21 protein-coding genes are annotated in these 21,628 nt (G+C 75.3%); 7 read left to right on the top strand and 14 right to left on the bottom strand.

Features of this window, described 5'->3' with window-relative positions; translation table 11 throughout:
- Position 1: 1 nt before the first annotated feature.
- The gene (locus tag GJV82_RS10830; protein WP_312028432.1) at positions 2-826 is read left to right on the top strand and encodes an SDR family NAD(P)-dependent oxidoreductase; all 825 of its coding nucleotides are present in this window, start codon (positions 2-4) and stop codon (positions 824-826) included.
- On the opposite strand, the gene GJV82_RS20085 is transcribed toward GJV82_RS10830, so the two are convergent.
- From GJV82_RS20085 to GJV82_RS10810, 4 genes are all read right to left on the bottom strand, one after another.
- Entirely contained in the window at positions 766-1,029 is a 264-nt protein-coding gene (locus tag GJV82_RS20085; protein WP_024840122.1) for a CDGSH iron-sulfur domain-containing protein, read from the bottom strand. The two genes, GJV82_RS10830 and GJV82_RS20085, sit on opposite strands and share 61 nt — an antisense overlap.
- Positions 1,026-2,027, bottom strand: coding sequence for a glycosyltransferase (locus tag GJV82_RS10820; RefSeq protein WP_318657519.1), 1,002 nt, complete (start codon positions 2,025-2,027; stop codon positions 1,026-1,028). Before GJV82_RS10820 ends, GJV82_RS20085 begins: the two co-directional genes overlap by 4 nt.
- Positions 2,020-3,228, bottom strand: coding sequence for an iron-containing redox enzyme family protein (locus GJV82_RS10815; RefSeq protein ID WP_155099227.1), 1,209 nt, complete (start codon positions 3,226-3,228; stop codon positions 2,020-2,022). The genes GJV82_RS10820 and GJV82_RS10815 overlap by 8 nt, the downstream gene beginning before the upstream one ends.
- 115 nt (positions 3,229-3,343) lie before the next feature.
- The gene (locus GJV82_RS10810; protein WP_024840119.1) at positions 3,344-3,601 is read right to left on the bottom strand and encodes a hypothetical protein; all 258 of its coding nucleotides are present in this window, start codon (positions 3,599-3,601) and stop codon (positions 3,344-3,346) included.
- A gap of 275 nt (positions 3,602-3,876) precedes the next feature.
- Here GJV82_RS10810 and GJV82_RS10805 point away from each other — a divergent pair, with 275 nt between their 5' ends.
- The 3 genes from GJV82_RS10805 to GJV82_RS10795 are packed head-to-tail and all read left to right on the top strand — an operon-like array spanning position 3,877 to position 5,889.
- The gene (locus tag GJV82_RS10805) at positions 3,877-4,818 is read left to right on the top strand and encodes a hypothetical protein (protein ID WP_024840118.1); all 942 of its coding nucleotides are present in this window, start codon (positions 3,877-3,879) and stop codon (positions 4,816-4,818) included.
- Complete coding sequence (locus tag GJV82_RS10800) at positions 4,802-5,302, top strand: phage holin family protein (protein WP_155099226.1); 501 nt, start codon at positions 4,802-4,804, stop codon at positions 5,300-5,302. Before GJV82_RS10805 ends, GJV82_RS10800 begins: the two co-directional genes overlap by 17 nt.
- Entirely contained in the window at positions 5,299-5,889 is a 591-nt protein-coding gene (locus GJV82_RS10795) for a DUF3618 domain-containing protein (protein WP_024840116.1), read from the top strand. Before GJV82_RS10800 ends, GJV82_RS10795 begins: the two co-directional genes overlap by 4 nt.
- A gap of 175 nt (positions 5,890-6,064) precedes the next feature.
- On the opposite strand, the gene GJV82_RS10790 is transcribed toward GJV82_RS10795, so the two are convergent.
- Together GJV82_RS10790 and GJV82_RS10785 are read right to left on the bottom strand one after the other, a co-directional pair.
- On the bottom strand, positions 6,065-9,748 hold the full coding sequence (locus GJV82_RS10790; protein ID WP_024840115.1) for a PQQ-dependent sugar dehydrogenase: 3,684 nt from the start codon (positions 9,746-9,748) through the stop codon (positions 6,065-6,067).
- 387 nt (positions 9,749-10,135) lie between these two features.
- Positions 10,136-10,933 carry an MBL fold metallo-hydrolase gene (locus tag GJV82_RS10785; RefSeq protein WP_318657518.1) on the bottom strand — a complete coding sequence of 266 codons (798 nt, stop codon included), beginning with the start codon at positions 10,931-10,933 and terminating at the stop codon, positions 10,136-10,138.
- Between the two features lie 193 nt (positions 10,934-11,126).
- On the opposite strand from GJV82_RS10785, the gene GJV82_RS10780 reads away from it, so the two are divergent.
- Positions 11,127-11,381, top strand: coding sequence for a DUF6480 family protein (locus GJV82_RS10780; RefSeq protein ID WP_225873280.1), 255 nt, complete (start codon positions 11,127-11,129; stop codon positions 11,379-11,381).
- Here the strand turns inward: GJV82_RS10780 and GJV82_RS10775 are convergent.
- Positions 11,357-11,986 (bottom strand): UDP binding domain-containing protein, encoded by a 630-nt coding sequence (locus GJV82_RS10775; protein ID WP_155099225.1) that lies wholly within the window; start codon positions 11,984-11,986, stop codon positions 11,357-11,359. The two genes, GJV82_RS10780 and GJV82_RS10775, sit on opposite strands and share 25 nt — an antisense overlap.
- Before the next feature lie 405 nt (positions 11,987-12,391).
- On the opposite strand from GJV82_RS10775, the gene GJV82_RS10770 reads away from it, so the two are divergent.
- Positions 12,392-12,964 carry a hypothetical protein gene (locus GJV82_RS10770; RefSeq protein WP_155099224.1) on the top strand — a complete coding sequence of 191 codons (573 nt, stop codon included), beginning with the start codon at positions 12,392-12,394 and terminating at the stop codon, positions 12,962-12,964.
- Positions 12,961-13,263, top strand: a complete 303-nt coding sequence (locus GJV82_RS10765) for a hypothetical protein (protein ID WP_155099223.1) — start codon at positions 12,961-12,963, stop codon at positions 13,261-13,263. The genes GJV82_RS10770 and GJV82_RS10765 overlap by 4 nt, the downstream gene beginning before the upstream one ends.
- 145 nt (positions 13,264-13,408) lie before the next feature.
- Here GJV82_RS10765 and argJ read toward each other — a convergent pair whose 3' ends face one another.
- Genes argJ through GJV82_RS10725 form a run of 7 tightly spaced genes read right to left on the bottom strand, consistent with a single transcriptional unit; the run spans position 13,409 to position 21,583 of the window.
- Positions 13,409-14,569 (bottom strand): bifunctional glutamate N-acetyltransferase/amino-acid acetyltransferase ArgJ, encoded by a 1,161-nt coding sequence (gene argJ / locus GJV82_RS10755; RefSeq protein WP_155099221.1) that lies wholly within the window; start codon positions 14,567-14,569, stop codon positions 13,409-13,411.
- Complete coding sequence (locus GJV82_RS10750; protein ID WP_155099220.1) at positions 14,566-16,191, bottom strand: ABC transporter ATP-binding protein; 1,626 nt, start codon at positions 16,189-16,191, stop codon at positions 14,566-14,568. Before GJV82_RS10750 ends, argJ begins: the two co-directional genes overlap by 4 nt.
- Positions 16,184-17,062 (bottom strand): ABC transporter permease, encoded by an 879-nt coding sequence (locus tag GJV82_RS10745; protein WP_155099219.1) that lies wholly within the window; start codon positions 17,060-17,062, stop codon positions 16,184-16,186. Before GJV82_RS10745 ends, GJV82_RS10750 begins: the two co-directional genes overlap by 8 nt.
- Positions 17,052-18,095 (bottom strand): ABC transporter permease, encoded by a 1,044-nt coding sequence (locus tag GJV82_RS10740; protein WP_155099218.1) that lies wholly within the window; start codon positions 18,093-18,095, stop codon positions 17,052-17,054. Before GJV82_RS10740 ends, GJV82_RS10745 begins: the two co-directional genes overlap by 11 nt.
- The gene (locus GJV82_RS10735; protein ID WP_318657516.1) at positions 18,092-19,747 is read right to left on the bottom strand and encodes an ABC transporter substrate-binding protein; all 1,656 of its coding nucleotides are present in this window, start codon (positions 19,745-19,747) and stop codon (positions 18,092-18,094) included. The genes GJV82_RS10740 and GJV82_RS10735 overlap by 4 nt, the downstream gene beginning before the upstream one ends.
- Positions 19,748-19,796: 49 nt before the next feature.
- On the bottom strand, positions 19,797-20,792 hold the full coding sequence (locus tag GJV82_RS10730) for an ABC transporter permease (protein ID WP_155099217.1): 996 nt from the start codon (positions 20,790-20,792) through the stop codon (positions 19,797-19,799).
- Between the two features lie 5 nt (positions 20,793-20,797).
- The gene (locus GJV82_RS10725) at positions 20,798-21,583 is read right to left on the bottom strand and encodes an ABC transporter permease (RefSeq protein ID WP_318657515.1); all 786 of its coding nucleotides are present in this window, start codon (positions 21,581-21,583) and stop codon (positions 20,798-20,800) included.
- Positions 21,584-21,628 lie beyond the last annotated feature (45 nt).

Here is a 21,628-nt window from a genome sequence, read left to right as displayed (position 1 = left end):
CGTGGCCCGCCCGCCCGAGGACCGCGGCGTCGCGCTCGTCACGGGCGCGACGAGCGGGATCGGCCGTGCGCTCGCGACCGAGCTCGCGCGACGCGGGCACGACGTGCTCGTCGTCGCCGACCGGGACGTCGACGTCACCGTGCGCGCTCTCGAGGCGCACGGCGGCACGCACACCGGGCTGACGGCCGACCTCGCGACGCCGCGCGGCGTCGCGGCGACCGCCCGGCGCGCGCGCGAGCTCGGCGCGTCGACCCTCGTGCTCAACGCGGGCGTGGGCGTGCACGGGGCGTTCGCGCGCACCCCGCTCGAGGACCAGCTGCGCCTCATCGACCTCAACGTCCGCTCCGTCGCGCACCTCACGCACCTGCTCCTGCCGGACCTCCTCGCGGAGGGTCGCGGCCGGATCCTCGTGACGGCGTCCGTCGCCGGGGAGATGCCCGCGCCGCACTTCGCGACGTACGCCGCGTCGAAGGCTTTCCTGCGCTCGTTCGCGTGGTCGCTGCGGGGCGAGCTCGCGGGGACCGGGGTGACGGTCACGGCCCTGCTCCCCGGCCCGACGCGCACGCCGTTCTTCCGCGAGGCCGGGATGGAGCGCACCCACGTGGGCCGCCTGCCCAAGCCGAGCGCCGCGCGGACGGCGCGCCGCGCCGTGGACGCGCTCACCCTCGGCCGGCCCGAGGTCGTCACGGGCGTGCAGGGTGCGGCGATGGTCGCCGTGGCGCGCGTCCTCCCCCAGCCGGCGCGCGCCGCGTTCCACGGCTGGTTCTACGCGCCCGTCCCGCCGTCGCTCGCGGTGCCGCGCACGTCGTCGTCCCCGCTGCGGTAGCCGTTGACCTTGTGCGTCCCGTCGCACCACGGCGGGATCGCGGTGCCGCCGCACCGGCACAGCGCGACCGTCGCGCGGTGCCGCTCGATCTCGCGGCCCTCGGGGTCGACGAGCCGCGCGGGCCCGCGCACGAGCAGCGGACCGTCGGGGCAGGCCGTCACGGTCACCTCGTCGGCGCGGCCCGCGCCCCCGGCGGCCGTCACCGGGCCACCGCCTGGGCCGCGCGCCGCAGCTCGGCCTCGGAGTGGGCCGCACGGCGGATCCTCGTCCCGGCGTACGGGACGCCGCCCCGCACGCGCCAGGCGAGCGCGAGCCACACGCACACCGCGCGCTCGACGAGCCACGCGGGCGCCCACAGCGCGGACGTCGCGGGCCAGGCCGCGGCGCACCCGGCGACGCGCCGTCCTGCCTCGGCGACCGCGACCACCGCCGCCAGGACGACCACCGGCACGGCCGCCCACGTCGCGCGCACGGTCCCGCTGGACCGCGCCGCACCGACGGCGCACCCGGCGAGCAGCGGCGCGAGCGCGAGCTCCGCGACGAGGCGCGCGGGCTGGGCGAACGAGTCGTAGGCCTGGCGCACGCGCTGCTCGACGAACGTCCGGACCCGAGGCGGGCGGCGGACCACGAGGAGGTCGGGCCGGTGCTCGACGCGCCCGCCGCGGGCGCGCACCGTCCGCTCGAGCTCGAGGTTCTCGAAGAGGACGCGCGCGTCGTACCCGTCCGGCCCGAGCGCGTCGCGCCGCAGCACCACCGTGCCGGCCCAGTCGTGGCCGAGCGCGCGGTTGACGAGGGAGCGCGCGGTGTCCCAGCGCGCGTGCCACGGCAGCGGGTCGAACACGTTCTGCGGCACGACGGCGTCGGCACGGTCCAGCCCGGCGAGGGCGCGGTCGAGCGTCGCCGCGTCCCACCGCACGTCGTCGTCCGCGACGACGACGCGCGGCGCCGACGTCGCGGCGAGCGCCGCGAGCACGCCGACGACCTTCCCGTTCGAGCCGGGAGGCGGCGGCTCGACCGCGACCGTCCGGGCGGCGTCGCCCCACGCGGCGGCGTGCCGCGCGCGCACGGGCTCGGGCGAGCCGTCCGCGACCACGACCTCGACGCGGCGGGCGAGGCCCGCCACGTACCGGGCCAGCTCCGCCACGGACCGCTCGTCGACGCCCGGTCGGCGCAGCGGCAGCACGTAGGCCACGTCAGCCACGCGGCGCGCCTGCCGTCCCGGTGGCGGGCGACGCCGTCACGGGTCCGGGCACCGGGTCGAGCGGCACGCGCAGCGCCGAGGCGCCCTGCTGCCAGCGCTCGAGCGCGTGCGCCGCCACGTCGCCCTCGACGGCGAGGCACGCGGCGGCGCCCAGCAGGACGTCGTCGCGCAGGGCGGGCTCCTGCTCCACGAGCCGGCCTGCGAGGTCGCGCGCGGCGATCTGCTCGTGGACGGCGTCGGCCTCGACGTGCTCGTCGAAGTACCACGTGGTGTCCGCGTCGTGGCCGAGCCGCCGGAACCCGTTGCCGTAGAGCCGGCTCGGCACCGACGACGTCATCTCGAACGCGGCCAGGTGGCCCACGATCGCGCCGCGCAGGCGACGGTGCAGTCCGAAGAGCGACATCGTGTTGAGCGCCGCGAGCGCGACGGCGGGCACGGCGTCCACGTAGCGGCCGTACGTGTCGTCGAGGCCGACGCCGCGCATCGCCTGCGCGAACAGCTCCGCGTGCATGCGCCCCGGGCGCCCGCCGCCGTACTCGTCGGCCTGGATCTCGACGAGCGCCGCCTTCGGCGCGCCCGCGAGCCGCGGGACCGCCCACGTGTGCGGGTCCGCCTCCTTGAGCTGGTAGAGCGACTTCAGCGCGAGGAGCTCGCGCGCCTGCTCCGCGTCGGCGCGCTTGGCCACCCAGCGCGACAGGCTCGGGCCGTCGTCGGCCGCGGCGAGCTCGAAGAGGCGCCGCGCGACGCCCGCCGCGTCGGTCGCGGCGCACGCGGGCTGCCCGGCGCGCTCGCGCACCGCGGCCTCGAACGGGACCTCGAGCCGCGCGCGCAGGGCGAGCAGGGCCGGCTCCCACTCCCAGTCGTCGTCGACGCCGTCGACGCCGCGGTAGTGGAGCTCGTAGAGGACCGCGAGCGCGAGCTGGACGTCGTCGTCGCGCAGGAGCCGCCCGGACGCGGCGTCGAGCGCACCCGTCGCGGCGTCGTCGACGGGCCGCAGGGCCGCTGCCGCGTCGGGGCCGGGGGCCTCGGCGAGCGCGGCCAGGAGGGCGGCGCTCAGCGGGCCGCGCGGCTGCGGCAGGGGCAGCCGCCCGGCGCCGGGGGTCGCGGCGGCGGTGGCCGGTGAGCCGGCCGGGGCGACGCCGTCGGTCGCGGGACCCGGGACGGCGGCCGGGGCGTGGGTGGGGACGGCGGTGGAGGTCATCACGGGCTCCTGGCACTCGCACGGACGGCGCCCTTGCCGGCGCCACCGTCATGCTCCCCACGGACCGCCCGACTCGCGAGCCGAACCGCTCCTCGCCGGGCGGTCCGAGGCAGCATCAGCCCTGCTCGGAGCCCTGCGGTGACGTCGCGGACGTACCGTGCCGCGTGAGCTCGGCGAGGAAGTGGTGGCACTGCTGCGCGCGCTCCGCGTCCTGCGCCATCACCTGCTCGAAGAACGCGGCGATCTCCTCCTTGCCCGCGTTGCGGGCGTCCCGCACGTACTGGCCGTAGTCGTGCCCGGCCTTGAGCGAGTGGTACTGCACCGAGATGAGGTCGAACGTGACGTCGTCGAACCCGGTCTCTCCTGTGGCCATGGTCGGAACCTCCTGCGCCCGGGGGCGCGGTCGTGCGCCGGGGCGGCCCGGCGCGGGGACGGCCGGCTGCTGGACCACCTCCCACCGTCGCAAGGTCGGGCCCGCTCGCAACCCGCGCGCGGACCCGCCCTCCCGGGTTGTGTGCGACCCGCCCGCGCCTACCGTGAGGAGTGGTCCAGGAAGGGGCCGTACCGGCGGAGCGAGCGCCCGGAACGGCCCTGCGCTCCGCCACCAGTCACGCCGCCGAGGCGGCGACGACGACGGGAGTGGGGACCATGAGCGAGACGAACGTGCCGTACGGTTCGGGACCCGGTGCGCCGGGTGCCGGGACGTCCCAGGACACGTCCGGGAGCGGCAGCGCCGCGACCGGGATCAAGGACCGCGCCGGCGAGGCCGCGTCGCACGTGGGCGACGCCGGGCGGGACGTCGCGCAGGACGCCAAGGAGCGGGCGCGCGACGTCGCCCACGAGGCGACCGACCGCGCGCGCGGCCTGGTCGACCAGACGCGGACGGAGCTGAGCGAGCAGGCCCGCACGCAGCAGGACCGCCTCGCAGGTGGGTTGCGCGCCCTCGGCGACGAGCTGCGCCAGATGGCCGACGGCACCGAGGACCCGGGGTACGCGACGGACGTCGTCCGCCGTGTCGGCGACGCGACGGGCCAGGTGGCGCAGTGGTTCGAGGACCGCGAGCCGGCGTCGGTGCTCCACGAGGTCGAGGACTTCGCCCGGCGCCGGCCGGGCACGTTCCTCCTCCTCGCCGCGGGCGCGGGGCTCCTCGTGGGCCGGCTCGTGCGCGGCATGAAGGACGCCCCCGACACCGGGGACGGCTCGCAGGAGCGCGGCGGCGCGGCGGCGTCCGGCACGCGGGGCGCCCACGCGGCACCCGTCACGGGCGGAGCCACCGCCGCGGGCGGGCCGGGCGTCACGGGCGGCGCCGGCGTCACGGGCGGGACCGGCACCACCGGCGTCACCGGAGGGACGGGCGCGGCCGGGACGACGGGCGCGACCGCGCCCGCGGGCACGACCGGCACCCCGGCGGGCGGTGCGCCCGACATCGGGACCGCCGGCGCGTTCCCCGGCCTCGCGAACGAGCGCCTCGCGCAGGACCCCGACGTGGCGACGTCGGCGGAGGGCGAGCGCCCGCCGTCGTTCCCGCCCACGACGCCCGGGACCCGCGCCGACCGGCCGGGAGGGGGCCCCGATGTCGTACACCCCTGACCCGTTCGCGGCCGAGCACACCGCACGGCACACGGCCGGCGGCCCCGACCCGGGTGTCGCGCCCGCTCCGGCGGCCGCGGGACCCGCCGGGCCGCCTGCCGACCAGCAGAGCGTCGGAGAGCTCGTCGCCGAGGTGAGCCGCGACCTGTCGACCCTCATGCGGCAGGAGGTCGAGCTCGCCAAGGCCGAGGCCAAGCAGTCGGCGCAGCGCGCCGGGAAGGGCGCGGGCATGCTCGCGGGCGCCGGGGTGGCGGGCCACATGGTCCTGCTGTTCCTCTCCGTGGCGCTGTGGTGGGCGCTCGGCGCCGTCATGGGCCGTGGTTGGTCCGCCGTCGTCGTCGCGGTGCTCTGGGCGGTCGTCGCCGCGGTGCTCGCGACGCGCGGGCGCAAGGAGCTCCGCACGGTCGAGGGCATGCCGGAGACCACGGACACCCTCAAGAAGATCCCGAACGCCGTCCGAGGACACGAGGAGAAGAACTCATGAGCACCAGCGATCCGGAGGAGATCCGGGCGGACATCGAGCGCACGCGGACCGAGCTGAGCCGCGACGTCGACGCCCTCGGGGAGAAGGTCAGGCCCGGCAACGTCGCGCGACGCCAGGTGGACCGCGTGCGGTCGGGCGTGACGAGCGTCAAGGACCGGGTCATGGGCAGCGCGCACGACGCCACGGCGTCGGCGCACGACGCGTCGCACGGCGTCGCCGAGCGCGGCCGCGACGCGGCCTCCTCGGTCGCCGACACCGTGGGCTCCGCCCCTCGGGTGGTGCGCGAGCAGACGCAGGGCAACCCGCTCGCCGTGGGCCTCGTGGCGTTCGGCGTGGGCCTCGTCGTCGCGTCCCTCCTCCCGTCGAGCCGCGCCGAGCAGCGCGCCGCCGTCGGGGTCAAGGAGAAGGCGGCCCCCCTCGTCGAGGACGTGAGGTCCACGGCGCAGGAGGTCGTCCAGGACCTCAAGGAGCCCGCGAAGGAGGGCGCCGAGGCCGTCCGCGACGCCGCGAAGGACGCCGCGCAGTCCGTGGGGCAGCACGGCAAGGAGGCCGCGGCCGACGTCCGCGACCAGGTGCGCGAGGGCTGACCTCCGCACGACCGACCATCCGCACGGCGAAGGGCCCGGGCGACGCGTGCGTCGCCCGGGCCCTCGTGCGTCACCGGCCGTGCCGGGCGGCGGCCGGCCGCCCGGCACCCGAGCGCCGGGTGAGGCGGCGTCGGACGTCCGCCTCACCCGGCGCGCCGGGCGCGTCAGCGCGGCGTCAGCCGCACGTCAGCGCGTCGTGCTCGGCGGTGATCGTCGCGGTCCTCCCCTCGGCGTCGGTCGCGGTGACGGTCGCGGTCCCCGCGTCGATCGCGCCGGACCGCGCGTTGAACGCCTGGTACGCGTTCGCGCCCGGGGCGACGTTCTCGACCGTCTTGGTGCCGTACGGCGTCTCGAGCGTGACGGTCAGCGGGACGTCGTCCTCGTTGAGCGCCCGCACCGCGACGTACGCCTTGCCGGCGAGGCAGCGCGCCTGCGCGGTCACCGTGACGTCAGGACCCTCCCCGCCACCGGCCGGGAGACCCGTGAGGTACTCGAAGCCCGTCGTGACGAAGTCGTCGCCGTCGGGCGCGAGGTCCCACTCCATGACGTAGTACACGACGCCTGCCTCCTGCGCCGCGGTGAGGATCTCCTGCAGCGGCACGTCGCCCTCGCCGAGGTTGGTGAACGTCGGGCGTCCGCCCGCGTTCAGCCCGGTGGCGTCCTTGACGTGGATCAGCTCGATCCGGTCGCCGTACTCGGCGATGAGTGCCGGGACGTCGACGCCCGCGTGCGCGGCCCAGGCCACGTCGAGCTGGAACGTCACGTACTCCGGGTTCGTCTCGCGCACGAGGATCTCCCAGGCCGAGAGCGTCTCGCCGTCGTGCTCGTACGTGGTGCGGAACTCGCTGTCGTGGTTGTGGCCGAAGAACTTCTCGAACCCGGCCTCGACCGCGCGCTCCCCGAGCCGGTTCATGGCCTCGGCCGTCGCGAGCGTGTTCTCGTACGTGCCGATGCCCGGGCCGGGCCAGCCGCCCGAGCCGACGTACTCCTGGCCGAGCGTGCCGACGTACTCGAGGGTCTGGTCGAACGTCGCCTCGTTGACGTCGTAGTGCGACGACTTCACGCTCAGGCCGTAGGAGTCCGCGAGCGCCCGGAACTCCTCGGCCGTGTAGCCCGCGAAGTTGCCGCCGTAGGGCTCGATGTTCTCGAACCCGATCTCGGACAGGCGCTCGAGCACGGCCTCCAGGCCGACCTCGTCGACCCACGGGATCAGCGAGTACAGCTGGATCGACACCTGGTCGACCGGCACGACGACCGGTCCGCCCGTGCCGCCGCCGGCCGCGAAGGAGATCGCGTCGACGTCCACGCCGCCGGTGGTCGTCACGACGAGCGAGCCCGAGCCCTCGGGCACGCCGGTCAGCGCCTGCGTGACGTCCTGCCAGCCCTCGCCCGTGAAGGCGAAGTCGGCCAGCGTCTCGGCGGCGTCCGACCCGTCGGCCTGCCAGCCGAGCGTGACGGTGCCCTCGCCGCTGCCGCGGACGGTGATCTCGTCGATCGTCTCGCCCGTCGGCGCGTGCACGAGCGCCAGCGGGCGGTACGTGAACGAGTCGCCCTCGTCGAACGAGGTGACGTAGCGCCCGGCGTCGGCCGCCGCGTCCTCGACGACCTCGACGCCCTCGGACGCGTCGAACCACTCGGCCTGCTGGACCTCGGGCTTGAGGACGTGCGTCGCCTCGCCGGTGATGGCGGGGACGTCGCCCTGGGGCTCGTCCGTGTAGGTGACGACGAGCGTGCCGTAGATCTTCTCGCCCGCACCGTGCTCGACGGCGTCGGGGCTCGTCTGGATCGTGAAGCCGCAGCCCGCCTCGGTCTCCGTGGCGCTGCCGCTCACCTCGGGGTGGGCGTGCTCGTTGTGCCCGAGACCGAAGGTGTACTGGATGTCGCTGCACACCGGCTCGTCGCCGTCCTCGGCGTCGTGCACCGAGACCGTGTACGGGACCGCGTCGCCCCAGTCGAAGATCGCGCCGTTCGGCTGGTCGAGCGTGACGACGGGTGCGGTGTTGCCCACCGTGATCGGCTGGACCGCGAGGCCGTAGTTGCCCTGCGGGTCGGTCACGCGCAGCTGCACGTCGAACCGGCCGAGCTCGGTGAACGTGTGCGTCACCGTCTCGCCCTCGGCGTCGTACTCGCCGTCGGCGTCGAAGTCCCACTCGAACGTGAGCTCGGCGTTCGGGGTCTCGGCGTCCGAGCTGCCCGACGCGTCGAACGTCACCTCGAGCGGTGCCTCGCTGCCCGAGATAGGGTCGGCCGAGATCACGGCCTGCGGGGTGGCGTTGTCCGACCCGTAGGTGATCCGGTAGAGGCCCGCGTCGGGGTTCTGGCGGAAGAAGCCGTCACCGTACTCGAGCACGTAGAGCGACCCGTCCGGGCCGAACTCCATGTCCATGACGTTGTCCCAGATCGGCTGGCCGACCGCCTCCAGGTGCGCGTTCGGCAGGAAGTCCTCGACCGCGGTGACCTCACCGTCGGACGAGAGCTCGTCGAGCGTGAACGCGACGACGTAGTCCTGCGAGAACTCGGCCATGAACGGCTTGCCGTCCCAGTAGTCCGGGAACTTGCCCGGCACGTCCGGGTAGTCCGCGGAGCGGTAGACCGGGCCGCCCATGGGGGCTTGGCCGCCGCCGCCCAGCTCGACCAGCGGGTCGAGGAGCGCGGGCTGGTCGCCGGGGCGGTCGCCGTAGTACACCTGCGGGGCGGTCGCCGGCGGGAGCACGTCCAGACCGGTGTTCCACGTCGAGTTGTTCTCCGCGCCGGCCTCGCAGTCGAACCACGGGCCGGGGGTGCGGGTCTCGAAGTCCCACTCGTTGTAGTTCGCGTTGGGGCCGTGGCAGTACGGCCAGCCGCCGTTCATCGGCTCGGTCGTGAGCTGCCACTCGACGTAGCCCATGGGGCCACGGTCGGGGTTGGCGTTCGCCGCGTCGGGGCCGTAGTCGCCCCACACGAGCGCACCGGACTCGACGTCGTAGTCGATCCGGAAGGGGTTGCGCACCCCCGTCACGTAGATCTCCTCGCGCACCAGGTCCTCGGAGCCCTCGTACTGCGGGTCGTCGAACAGGTTGCCCTCGGGGATCGTGTACGTGGTGCCGGGGCCGACCTCGGCGTCGGCGGGGATGTCCTCGATCGGGTTGATCCGCAGGATCGAGCCGCGCAGGTCGTTCGTGTTGCCCGCGCCGCGGCGGCTGTCGAAGCCGGGGTTCATGCGGGGCGCGTTGTTGTTCGGGGCGTACCCGTCGGCGCCGGGAGCGCTGGCCGGCGTGTTGTCACCGGTCGACAGGAAGAGGTTGCCCTCGTCGTCCCACGCCATGTCCGCGCCGACGTGGCAGCACTGCCCGCGCTGGGTGTCGACCTTGAGGATCGCGCGCTCGCTGTCGAGGTCGAGCGTGCTGTTCTCGGCGTCCCACGTGAACCGCGAGAGCTGGTTGTAGCCGAGCCACCGGTCCCAGTAGCTCTCGTCCTCCCCCGCCGGGAGCGAGTTCGGCGCGCTCCCCTGCGGCGTCGTGGTGGGGTACTCCACACCCGTCGCCGAGGTGCCCTCCATGACGCGCGGCGCGTACACGAGGTAGACGTACCCGTTCTCCTCGAAGTCGGGGTCGAGCGAGATGCCCTGGAGCCCGTCCTCCGAGTTCGCGTACACGTCGAGCTTCGCGATCTGGGTGGTCTGCCCCGTCGCGGGGTCGGTGAGGCGGACGACACCGTCACGCGCGGTGTGCAGCACGCGCGAGTCCGGCAGCACGGCGAGGTCGATGGGCTCGCCGACGTCCTTGGTGAGCAGGATCTTCTCGTAGTCGTTCCAGTCGATCTCGGCCGCCGCGTCCTGCGCGGCTGCCGCCTCCTCCCCGTGACCGGGATGAGCGCTCACACCGCTCACGGAGAGGGGTACCAGCAACGCGGCGGCCAGCGCCGCGGCGGCACCTCGGGCGAGCCTGCGACGGCTCGTGGATGGTCTGCGCACAACGTCCTCCCTGACGTGGTTCTGCCGTGGTCCCCGGCCAGCAGCGCGACGCCTGTGCTCGACGCCGCGCCCTTCGACGATCTCCGCTGATCGGTCGACCCCGTTGGGCTGCGGGCCTCGACGGCGAGGCCCCCGTGCGACGGGCGGACCCGAGCCCGCCGCGCACTGCGCTCGACCCTACGGCGGACTTTCGCTCATGCCAAGTCAGAAGTCGGAAAGTGAGACCAAAAGTTGCGCCGTGATGCTTACCAAAGTGGTAGGGGAATCGTGCCGCGCCGCACACCCCGGCCCGACTCAGTCGACCCGCAGGCCCACGGTCGCGCCGCGCGCGACGGGCCGCAGCTCCACGCCGGGCAACTCCGGCGAGCGCGCGAGGAAGTCGCGCAGCGGGCTGCGGAACACGCCGTAGTCGTCGTGGTGGATCGGCACGACGAGCGGCACGCCCACGCGCCGCACCAGGTCGGCGCCCTGCACGTCGTCCATCGTCACGGTCCGGCCGAGGATGCGCGTCCCGCACAGGTGCGCGACGACCGAGTCCAGGTGCGGGAACGCGCGCGCGACGACGTCGACGTGGTCGCCCGTGAGCGTGTCGCCCGTGACGTAGACCTGGGTCTCGCGCCGCCCGTCCACGCGATGGGTGTAGACGGTGCCCATGACCTCCGGCAGGAGCGCGCGCAGGAACCCGCGCGCGTGGATCGCCGGCACGGACTCGACCTCCAGGGTCTCGGAGCCGGAGCGGAACGTCTCCACCGTGCCCGTCGGCATGCCCACGGTCGCGAAGTGGTGGCGCGCGAGGCGCCGCGCCGCGGACGGCGTCGTGAGGAGCGGCACCTGGCGCGTGAGGCCGCGGCGTGCGACGCGGTCGAAGTGGTCCCCGTGCAGGTGGGACAGGACGACCGCGTCGAGCGGGGGCAGGTTCGCCGGGCCGAGCGCGGGCTCGGTGCGGCGGCGGGACGCGAGGCCCTTGCCGAGGTAGGCCCACTGGCCGCGGTGCAGGAAGTTCGGGTCGGTGAGCACCGTGAACCGGCCGAAGCGCAGGAGCGACGTCGCGGTGCCGCCGAACGTGAGCGTGGCGCTCGCACGCCCGGTCACGGCTCCCCCAGCCCTTCGAGGTGGACCGCCTTGCGCACCGTGAGCTCGTCGAGCAGGTCCGGCCCGTACCCCGCTCCCCCGCCGCTGCCGCGGCGCGGGTCGGCGGAGCCGCCGGGCGCGCCGCCGACGACTGGCGCCGCCCGTGAGCGTCGCGAACCGACGGCACCGACCCGACCACGACGGAAGGACTCCCATGACCGGCCCCGCCTCTCCCGACCCCGACCCCCTGGACGCCACGCACCGCTCGGGCGCCGCCGACTTCTCGGCGAGCGGCGACGTGCAGCCCGGCGAGACGCCGCCGGCGGAGGACCAGGTCAGCGCGCCCCAGGGCCACGAGGAGCACGGCCCCCACCGGGCCGTGCCGCGGGTGTGGGTCGGCGTCGTCGGCGCGGTCGCGGTCCTCACCGCGCTGTTCTTCGTCGGCTACGCCGTCGGGCTGCTCGACTGAGCGGGCGCCGCGCGCACGGCGGCGACGCCGAGCGCGCGCACGTCCCACCCGGCGGCGCGCCACCGCGCACGGTCCACGGCGTTGCGCGCGTCCACGAGGTGCGGAGCGCGGACGACCCGCGCCAGGGCGTGCGGGTCGAGCGCGCGGTACTCGTCCCACTCGGTCGCGAGCACGACGACGTCGGCGCCGGCGGCCGCCTCGCGCACGTCCGCGGCGTACCCGAGCTCGGGCGCGGCGGCCTGCGCGAGCGCGAGGGCCTGCGGGTCGGTGACCACGACGTCGGCCCCCTCGGCGGCGACCGCCCGTGCGAGGGCGAGCGCGGGTGAGCTGCGCGCGTCGTCGCTGTCCGGCTTGAAGGCGGCACCGAGCACCGCGACGCGCCGGTCCGCGAGCGAGCCGCCGCACGCCGCGCGCGCGAGCTCGACCGCGCGGTCGCGGCAGCGGTCGTTGATCGCGTCGACCTCGTCGAGGAACGACACGGCGTCGCCCACCCCGAGCTCGCGCGCGCGGGCCGCGAACGCCCGGATGTCCTTCGGCAGGCAGCCCCCGCCGAACCCGAGGCCGACTCCCAGGTAGTCCCCGCCGATGCGACGGTCGAGCGCCATCGATTCGCGACCGAGTTCGTGCGCACAGATGAGCCGACGTCCGATCCGGTGCACCGACGCCACGGCGCAGCGGGCAAGAGCACCCCGGAGCCCGAGATCCCTTGCCCCGCAACGAATCTCGATCGGACTCCGAACGGGCAAGAGACCCGGCAAGGGGCCCGGAGTTGGCTGGTCACAGCACGCAGGAACACCGCGCCGACGACCCACACAAGGTGGACGCTTCGCGGCAAGTGTTTCTACGGTCCAGGCAGAAACGCACGACACCCAAGGGGGCCCACCGTGACCACGACCACCCGGCTGTTCCGCCAGCACGACACCGCGCCGCAGAACGTGAAGTCACGCCTGCTGCAGTAGCTCACCCAGGAGTGGGCAGCACTCCACGCCCAGCCATCCACGACCCGGATCGTGCGCCGCTGGGCCCGCGACGAGCACGCCCTGACCGGGCTCACCCGCCCCGGCGACATCGTCGACGCGATCGACGCCGGCAACTACACCCGGACCAACGAACTGCTCCTCGCGCTCATCCGCCTCTTCCAGAACGGGCAGCAGCTCGCCGGCCGCACGGTCCTGCAGGCGATGCTCCCCAAGCTCACCCGCATGGCGAACGCCGCACGCGACGACAAGGTCTCCCCCATCGGCGCCGGCCACGACTCCCACGAAGACGGCCGACACATCGTCATCGCCGAGTTCTGGGACGTCATGGCGCACTACCCCGTCGAGCGCCGGGCGACCCGGGTCGCGGCCAACCTCGCACTCGACACCCTCCACCGCAGCACCGCGCAGAAGGACCGCGGCAAGCTCCAGGAGATCCCCATCGCCCCCGACGACCTCTGCTCCACCACGAGCGCGATCGCCACGAGACCCGCGCCCACCAGCCTCTGCTCGGCCAGAACCCGACCGACCCGAGCGACCTGCGCGAGATCACCGAGGAGTCCGACCTGCTCCAGGTCATCCACTGGGGCCTGGCCAGGAACGTGATCACCCGCGGCGAGGCGCAGCTGCTCGCCAGCACCTACCTGCCGGGCAACCTGCGCGCGCAGATCCCCGCCGTCGCCAGGGAGCTCGGCATCACCGAGGACAATGTCCGCCAGCGCTGCTCACGCGCCAAGCGCAAGCTCACCCAGGCCGTGCGCGCCGAGATGGAACAGCCCATCGACCTCACCGCGGCCGCGCCCCGGCGCGCGCGCTGCGTGACGGCCCGCCGAACACCACGCCGAAGGGATCCGCCATGGCCGCCACGACCAACCCGCACCAGACGATCGCCAGACCGCGCGTGATCGTCGAGCCCATCGACCCCAACGACCGTCACACGATCTTCCGCGCACGCTGCGAGCACTGCCCCTGGGTCTCCGGCAAATCCGTGAAGACCTGGGTGGAGGGCACCGAGGCTCGCCTGCCCCAGGCCGGGAGTTGCGACGTGCGTCACGTGGTGTAATCCGCGTTGATGCGGATGTACCCCTCGGTGAGGTCGCACCCGTACGCCGTGAACCTGCCTGCGGCGATGCCGAGGTCCACCTCGATGACAACCTCCTCGCGCGCGAGGTACGCCTCGAGCTCCGCCCGGCGCTCGGCTGAGACCGGCGCGGGGTACGTCTCGAGCCCGCCGAACGCGATGCGCACGCGCTCTTCGTGGATGTCGGTCTCCGTCGCGCACTTCCCGACGGCCATCGCGACGCGCCCCCAGTTCGGGTCGGCGCCGTGCACGGCCGTCTTGACGAGCGGCGAGTTCACGACGGCCTTGGCGACGAGCTTGGCCTGCGCGTCGTCGCGCGCGCCGGTGACGTGGACCTCGATGAGCGTCGTGGCACCCTCGCCGTCGGAGGCGATCATCTTCACCAGGTCGGTGCAGACCTCGAGCAGCGCCGCCTCGAACGCCGCGAGGTCGACGGGCCCCGCCGCACCGGACGCGATCACGGCCGCGGTGTCCGACGTCGACGTGTCGGAGTCGACGCTCACCGCGTTGTACGTGCGCGCGACGACGGCCCGGAACACCCGGTCGAGGTCGTCGGCCGGGACCTGGGCGTCCGTCACGACGAACGAGAGCATCGTCGCCATGTCGGGCTCGATCATGCCGACGCCCTTGGCGACGCCGGTGACGGTCGCCGCACCCGTCCGCGTCGGCACGGTGCGCGACGCGACCTTGGGGCGCGTGTCCGTCGTCATGATCGCCTGCGCGAACGCGTCGACGTCGAGCGGACCGGGGCCGGGGAGCGCGTCGAGCCCGGGGCCCATGCGGTCGAGCGGGTAGGGCACGCCGATGACGCCCGTCGAGGCGACGAGCACCTCCTCCGGCCCGCACCCGAGGCGCTCCGCCGCCCACGCGCGCAGCCGCCGGGCGTCGGCCAGGCCCTGCTCCCCCGTCGCGACGTTCGCGTTTCCCGAGACGACGACCACGCCGCGCAGCGCCGACAGGTCGACCTCGCGTGCGAGGCGGACGCTCGGTCCCGAAAACAGGGACCGCGTGAGCACCGCGGCGGACGTGGCACCGGGGGTCGTCACGCCGAGCAGCGCGAGGTCGGGGCGGTCGTCCTTCACGCCGACGGCGCCGGTGAGCGACGTGAAGCCGAGGACGGTGGAGGTCATGCGGGGTCCTTCCGGAGCGGGGTGGGGTCGGCGTCGGGCAGGGGGCGAAGGACGGCGCCGCCGGCGCCCGGGTGCAGCTTGAGCACGCGGTCGCACACGGCCCGCAGCGACGCGACGTCGTGGCTGACGAGGAGCACGCCCGCGCCCGCGGCGGCCTCGTCCGCGACGACGTCGAGGATGTCCGCGGCGGTCGCGGCGTCGAGCATCGACGTGACCTCGTCGAGCACGAGGAACTCAGGGGCCAGGGCGAGCGCCCGGACGACGCACGCGCGCTGCAGCTCGCCGCCGGAGACCTCGTGCGGGCGGCGGTCCAGCAGCGCGGGGTCGAGGCCGAGGCGCCCGGCGAGGCCGGTGACGAGCGCGGTGACGTCGGCGCCGGGGTCGGCGAGGCGGGCGGGCAACTCGACCGTCCGGCGCAGCGGGAGGCGCGGGTCGACGGCCAGGTGCGGGTGCTGGGACACCCACGCGACCCGGCGCCGCTCGGCCGGCGGGAGGTCGAAGCCGGCGCGCTCCGGTCCCGGCGCCCCGGCGAGCACGACCTGTCCCCCGTCCGGCGGGTCGAGCCGCGCGAGCAGCGCGGCGAGCGTGGACTTGCCGACGCCGGACGGCCCAGTGAGGCCGACCACCTCGCCACGGCGCACCGCGAGGTCGGTCGGCGCGAGCACGGGGCGGTCGCCGCGCACTGCGGCGACCGCCCGGGCGACGAGCGCCGGCGCGTCGGCGGCGACGGACCGGGCCGGCCGCGCGACGGGAGCGTCGTCGACGAGGACGTCGGCGGGCGCACCCTGCGCGACGACCCGCCCACGGGCGACGCGCGTCACCAGGTGGGCGGTCTGGCGCGCGAGCGCGACGTCGTGCGTGATGACCAGCACGGTGTGGCCCGCCGCCGCGTAGGCCGCGAGCAGCGCGCCGACCGTGCGCGTCGCCTCGGCGTCCAGGCCCGCGGTCGGCTCGTCCGCGAGGAGGACGGGCGGGTGGTGGACCATCGCCGCGACGAGGCCGAGCCGCGAGAGCTGACCGCCGGAGAGCTGGTGCGGGTAGCGCTCGAGCCAGCCCGGCTCGGCCCCGGCGGCGTGCGCGAGCTCGACGAGCTGCCGGCGGGACGCCGCGCCGAGGTGCGGGTGCGCGGCGCCGAGCCGCGGGCGCCCGCGACCGGCGACGCGCTGCACCTCGCGCAGGTGGGCCCCGACCGTCATCGTCGGCGTGAACGCCCCGCCCGCGCCCTGCGGCGCGGTCCCGACGACCCGGCCGGCCAGCCCGCGGCGGCGGGCGCGTCGCGGCGCGCCGAGCAGGTCGACGCGCGTGCCGTCGGTCGTCTCCAGGACAGCCGAGCCCTCGACGCGCGTGCCGCGCGGCAGCGTGCCGGTGAGCGCCGCGACGACCGTCGACTTGCCCGCACCCGACGTCCCGAGCACGGCGTGGACCGTGCCGGGGACGAGGTCAAGGTCCACGCCGTCGAGTACGACGGCGTCGCCGTGAGCGATCGTGAGGCCGCGCACGCGGACGGTCGCGGCCGCATGCGCGTGCGGGTCGGTGCCGGGACCGCTGCCCGAGCCGGTGCCGCGGCCCGTCCTGGGCGCGGTGCCGGCGGTCGTCGTCGCGGTCGTGGTCGTGTCAGCCATGGTGGTCCTCCGTCCGTCCGGCGAGGCAGCCCGCGAGGCACAGCGTCACGGCGACGAGCAGCCCGGCGGGCGCGGCGAGCGTCCACCACGCGCCGGACAGCAGCGCCTGCTGCCCGAGGTCGAGCAGCGCCCCGAGAGACGGCTGGTGGGGCGGCAGTCCGAGGCCGAGGAACGTCAGCGTGGACTCGTGCCACACCGCGTGCGGGACGAGCAGGCCGAGCGCGACGGCGAGCTGTGCGGCGAGGCGGGGCGCTGCGTGGTGGCGCAGGACCTGCCGTCGCGTGAGCCCGAGCGACACGGCGGCCCGGTAGAAGTCGCGCGTGCCGAGCGCGAGGAGCTCGGCACGCACGAGCCGCGCCGTCTGCGTCCAGTGCGTCGCGGCGACGACGAGCACGATCGTCAGGAGCGACCCGCGCAGCGCCGCCGCGACGACGATGCCGAGCAGCAGGTGCGGCACCGCGTTGACGCCGTCCACGACGCGCATGCCCCAGCGGTCGAGGCGCCCGCCGACGAGCGCGCACGCCGCCCCCACGAGGCACCCGAGCACGACCGCTCCCGTCGCGCCCGCGAGCGCCGCGACGAGGGACACGCGCAGCCCGTGCGCGCCGCGCACGAGGAGGTCACGGCCGGCGAGGTCGGTGCCGAACGGGTGCGCGAGCGAGGGCGGTGTGGGCCCGGTCGCGTAGTCGACGCGGTCGAGGTCGACCGGCACGAGGACCGGGACGAGCAGCGCGTAGAGCACGAGGACGACGAGCCCGGCCGCCGCGACGACGCGGCCGGCGGGCAGGGCGCGCGGCCGGGCGGCGGTGATCACGCCCACGGGGCGTGGCCGGATCGCCGGGCGTGCCGGGGCGTACGGGTCAGAGCGCATCGGGGTCCGTCCTCGGGTCGATCCGGACAAGGGCGAGGTCGGCGAGGAGGCCGCCGAGCAGCGCGACCCCCGTGAGGAGCACGGTGGCCGCGGCGAGCAGTGCGAAGTCCTGCGCGAGGGCCGCCTGCACGAGGCCCTGGCCCAGGCCCGGCCAGCCGAACACCTGCTCCACGAGCACCGACCCGGCGACGACCTCGGGCAGGCGGGCACCCGCGATCGCGAGCGTCGGCACCGCCGCGCCGGGCAGGACGTGGCGGGCGAGGACGCGCCGCTCCGGCACGCCGCGCAGGCGCGCGGCCTCGGTCGAGGTGGTGCGCAGCTGGTCGGTGGTCGCGCGGTGCAGGTGCAGCGCGATCCACGGCAGCTGCGACAGTGCGACCGCGAGCACGGGGAGCACCAGGTGACGCCCGACCTGCGCGGCGGTGACCGGCGCGCCCGGGTCGGTGAGGCCGCCCGCGGGCAGCCACCCGAGACCGAGGGACAGCACGGCCATGAGGGTCGTGGCCACGAGAAAGGACGGCACCGCCGACAGCGCCCACAGGCCGCCGGCGAGGACGCGCGCGAGCACGCCGTGCGGCCGCAGCGCGGCGACGAGCGCGAGCACCACGCCGAGGACCGCGGCGAGCGCGAGCCCGAGAACCATGAGCAGCAGCGTCCAGGGCAGCCGCGCCGCGACGACGGCCCCGACGTCAGCGCGCACCGACGTCGACCACCCGAGATCGCCGCCGGGGGCGCCGACCACCCATTCCCACCACGACGCGAGCCAGTGCCGGTCGCCGAGGAGGCCCTCGACGCCCTGCCGGGCCGCGGCGCCCGCGAACTCGTCGCGCGCGCCGAGGAACGACGCCGCGGCGTCCGTGGGCGAGACCGCGGCGAGCGCGAACACGGCCAGGCTGATGACGACGACGAGCGGCAGGGCCCACGCGAGGCGCCGGCCGGCGAGCCGGAGCGCGGCGGACGCGCGGGAGCCGGTCGTGCGGGAGCCGGTCGTGCGCGCGCCCGGCGGTGGCGCGGCGTCCTGGAGCGTCGTCATCGCGCCGTCCACTCCTGCACGTTCCACCACGGGCCCCACGCGACGCCGTGCTCGTGCGGCTCGACGACCGGCACGACGCCGTCCCACGCGTCGAGCCCGCGCGCGACGTAGGTGTGCTCGAGCGCGAACACGGTGACCATCGGCGGGTCGGCGATCAGCCGGGCCTGCAGCTCGCGGTACGTCGCGGCGCGCGCGGCGGCGTCGGGCTCGCGCCGCGCGGTGTCGAGGAGGGCGTCCACCTGGGGGTCGGCGTACATGGACGGGTTCGAGTACGCGTCGTCCTCGTCGTAGGGGGCGAACGCGGAGTGCAGCACGCGGTACACCTGCGGGTCGGGGTCGTACGGCATGTCCCCGCCGCCGAGGACGAACGCCTTGTCCCGCATGCCGGCGACGGCCTGCGGCCGGTCGACGCCCTCAAGGCGCACCTCGACGCCGACCTGCGCCATGTCGGACGCGAAGGCCTGGGCGACGTCGCGGCGCAGCGTGTCGTCCGCGAAGTACATGAGGTCGAACGCGAGCGGCACGCCGTCCTTGGCCCGGACGCCGCCCGGACCCGCCGTCCAGCCGGCGGCGTCGAGCAGCGCGGCGGCGCCGTCGGGGTCGTGCTCGAACGCGGCGTCGGGCGACCATGCGTCCCCCTGCGCGGGCGTGAACGGGGTCGACACCGCCACGCCGTCGCCCTGGAGGATGCCCTCGACCATGGCGTCGCGGTCGGTCGCGAGGTTGAGGGCGACCCGCACACGGGCGTCGGCGAAGAACGGCAGGGTGCTCGGCAAGGAGATCGCGCGGAAGTCGGCGGACGGGTTCGTCACGACCTCGATCCCGTCGGCGCCGTCGAGCGACGCGGCGGTCAGGGGCGAGAGCTGCGCGCCGTCGACCTCGCCCGACCGGACCCGCTGGGCGCGCGCCGTCTCGTCCGGGACGAAGACGAGGTGGATCGTCGTGACCTGCGCCGTCCCTCCCCACCAGTCGTCGCGCGCTGCGAGTGTGAGCGAGTCGCCGCGGCGCCACTCGGCGACCTCGTACGGGCCCGTCCCGACGGGCTCGGAGGCGAGCGCCGAGTCGGCGACGGACGCCCCGAGGGCCTCGGCCGCCGGCACGCCGAGCGTGAGGCGCGCGGGCAGGCCGGCGTACGGGTACGACAGCTCGAAGACGACGGTCGTCGGGTCCGGCGCCGTGACGGACTCGACCATCTCGTAGTCCGTGGCGAGCGGCGAGCCGTAGGCGGGGTCGCGCACGGCCGTGTACGCCGCCACGACGTCCTGCGCGTCGAACGCCGTCCCGTCGGAGAAGGTGACGTCCTCGCGCAGCGTCACGGTCCACGTCGTCAGGTCCTCGTCCGGCGTGGGCATCGCGCTCGCCAGCCCCGGCTCGAGCACCCCGTCCGCCCCGACCCGCACCAGGCCGTCGTACATCTTCCCCGTGATCCCGAGCGGCTGCTCGAGGGGGTTGAGCGTCGTGTACTCGGCCGACTCGGCGAGCGCGAGCGTCGACGACGCCGGCGCGGACGCCGGCGCGGGCGAGCCGCCGGAGCACCCGGCGAGCACGAGACCGAGCACGACGGCGGCGGGCACGGCGCCCGCGCGAGCGAGGCGGGGCGCGGAGGGACCGCCGTGGGTGGTGACGCGGAACGGGGCGGGACGGTGCGGCACGGGCGGCTCCGGCTTCTCGGTGCGGGTCGGGGTGCGTCGGACGGTGACGTCAGGAGACGCGGATGCGGGGGTCGGCGACGCTCTGCAGCACGTCGGCCACGGTGTTGACCGTGACGTACAGGGCTCCGAGCACGAACGTCACGCCGGCGATGGCCGGGAAGTCGGACACCGGGAGCGACGCCGCGAGGTACGAACCGAGGCCGCCCCACGTGAACACGCCCTCGACGAGCAGCACGCCGCCGAACATAAAGCCGAGCTGCAGCGCGCTCATGGACAGCGCGGCGTTGACGGAGTTGCGCAGCACGTGCCGCACTAGGACCTGCGGCTCGGTCAGCCCCTTGGACGTCGCGGTGCGGACGAAGTCGGAGCCGAGCGTCTCGGTGAGGCTGGAGCGCAGGACGCGGCCGATCGCGAGCGCCGGACCGACGGCCAGGGCGAGGGCCGGCAGGGCCAGGTGCTGCAGCGCGTCACCGGCCGCGGCGAGGTCGCCCGCGAGCAGGGAGTCGAGCAGCGTCATGCCGGTCGGTCCGTCCGTCACGCCGCCACGACCGGAGGCTGGCAGCCAACCGAGCAGCTGGTAGAAGACGACGAGACCCACGAGGCCAAGGAGGAAGGTCGGTGCCGTCGAGCCGACGAACAGCAGCCCGCGGAACGGGCCCGCGAGCGGCCAGCGCAGGAGGCTCGAGACGGCGAACAGGACGCCCAGCACGAGCGCCACGACGAACGCGAAGAGGACGAGCTCGACGGTCGCCGGCAGATAGGTCGCGATGTCGGTGGTGACGTCGCGGTGGGTGCGGAACGACGTCCCCATGTCCCCCGTCACGAGACCGCCGAGATAGGCCAGGTACCGCTCGACCGGTGGGCGGTCCAGGCCGAGCCGCTCGCGCGCGGCGGCGATCGCCTCCGGCGATGCGTTGCCGCCGATGGTCGCGGCGACCGGGTCCGCATCGGAGATCTCCTGAAGGAGGAACAGAACCAGGGACAGGACCAGCAGCAGGCCCGCGAGCGAGAGCAGGCGGAAGCCGAGGAAGCGCAGACGCACCATGACGGTCACCTCCGGACGAGCCGGTTGCGCACAGCGTCCCCGGCAAGGTTCGAGAGCAGGCTGAGGAGCATGACGACGAGGCCGGGGATGAGCGGGATCCACCAGGCGTCGAGGATCTCGACGAGGTTGCGCGAGGTGTCGGCGCCGAGCTCGGGCGCGGGTGCCGGCTGGCCCAGGCCGAGGAACGACAGGGACGCGAGCGTCATGACGACGTTTCCGATGTCGAGCGACGCGGTGACGACCGCGGTCGGCACGACGCCCGGCAGCACGTGCCGCCACATGACCCGGAACCAGCCCGCCCCGGCGAGGCGTGCGGCCTCGACGTGGGGCCGGGCGACGAGCGCACGGACCTCGCCGCGCACGATGCGGGCGTAGTACGGCCACCACACGACAAGCACGGCGAGCACGGTGTTCGTCAGGCCCGGGCCCAGGGCGGCGGACACGGCGACCGCGACGAGCATCGAGGGCAGGGACAGGAAGACGTCGGTGGTGCGCATGAGCAGCGCGTCGACCCAGCCGCCGAACATGCCCGCGACGACCCCGACGACCGAGCCGATGACGAGGCCGAGCGCGGTGACGAGCACCGACAGGAGCCACGATGTCTGCAGCCCGGCGAGGACGCGCGAGAGCGTGTCGCGGCCGATGGCGTCGGTGCCGAGTAGGTGCCCCTCGCTGAGGGGCGGCAGCTTCGGCATCCCGACGGGCTGGACCGGGTCGTAGGGCGCGAGCAGCGGCGAGACGACCGACAGGAGCGTGATCCCCACGAGCAGCGCGATGAGCGTCCAGTCCACGACCGTCGCCGCGCGCCCACTGCGGGCGAACGAGCGCCGGCGGGA

Source organism: Cellulosimicrobium composti (assembly GCF_009711085.1).
GTDB classification, from domain to species: Bacteria; Actinomycetota; Actinomycetes; order Actinomycetales; family Cellulomonadaceae; genus Cellulosimicrobium; species Cellulosimicrobium composti.
This window is presented reverse-complemented; position numbering and strand designations above follow the sequence as displayed.

What these genes read in the sequence shown, in the direction of transcription:
- GJV82_RS10775 (WP_155099225.1), bottom strand. Translation starts at nt 11,986, where the DNA reads ATGGCGCTCGACCGTCGCATCGGCGGGGACTACCTGGGAGTCGGCCTC.
- GJV82_RS10750 (WP_155099220.1), bottom strand. Translation starts at nt 16,191, where the DNA reads ATGGCTGACACGACCACGACCGCGACGACGACCGCCGGCACCGCGCCC.
- GJV82_RS10730 (WP_155099217.1), bottom strand. Translation starts at nt 20,792, where the DNA reads ATGGTGCGTCTGCGCTTCCTCGGCTTCCGCCTGCTCTCGCTCGCGGGC.
- GJV82_RS10805 (WP_024840118.1), top strand. Translation starts at nt 3,877, where the DNA reads ATGAGCGAGACGAACGTGCCGTACGGTTCGGGACCCGGTGCGCCGGGT.
- GJV82_RS10815 (WP_155099227.1), bottom strand. Translation starts at nt 3,228, where the DNA reads ATGACCTCCACCGCCGTCCCCACCCACGCCCCGGCCGCCGTCCCGGGT.
- GJV82_RS10780 (WP_225873280.1), top strand. Translation starts at nt 11,127, where the DNA reads ATGACCGGCCCCGCCTCTCCCGACCCCGACCCCCTGGACGCCACGCAC.
- argJ (WP_155099221.1), bottom strand. Translation starts at nt 14,569, where the DNA reads ATGACCTCCACCGTCCTCGGCTTCACGTCGCTCACCGGCGCCGTCGGC.
- GJV82_RS10740 (WP_155099218.1), bottom strand. Translation starts at nt 18,095, where the DNA reads ATGACGACGCTCCAGGACGCCGCGCCACCGCCGGGCGCGCGCACGACC.
- GJV82_RS10800 (WP_155099226.1), top strand. Translation starts at nt 4,802, where the DNA reads ATGTCGTACACCCCTGACCCGTTCGCGGCCGAGCACACCGCACGGCAC.
- GJV82_RS10795 (WP_024840116.1), top strand. Translation starts at nt 5,299, where the DNA reads ATGAGCACCAGCGATCCGGAGGAGATCCGGGCGGACATCGAGCGCACG.
- GJV82_RS10810 (WP_024840119.1), bottom strand. Translation starts at nt 3,601, where the DNA reads ATGGCCACAGGAGAGACCGGGTTCGACGACGTCACGTTCGACCTCATC.
- GJV82_RS10745 (WP_155099219.1), bottom strand. Translation starts at nt 17,062, where the DNA reads ATGCGCTCTGACCCGTACGCCCCGGCACGCCCGGCGATCCGGCCACGC.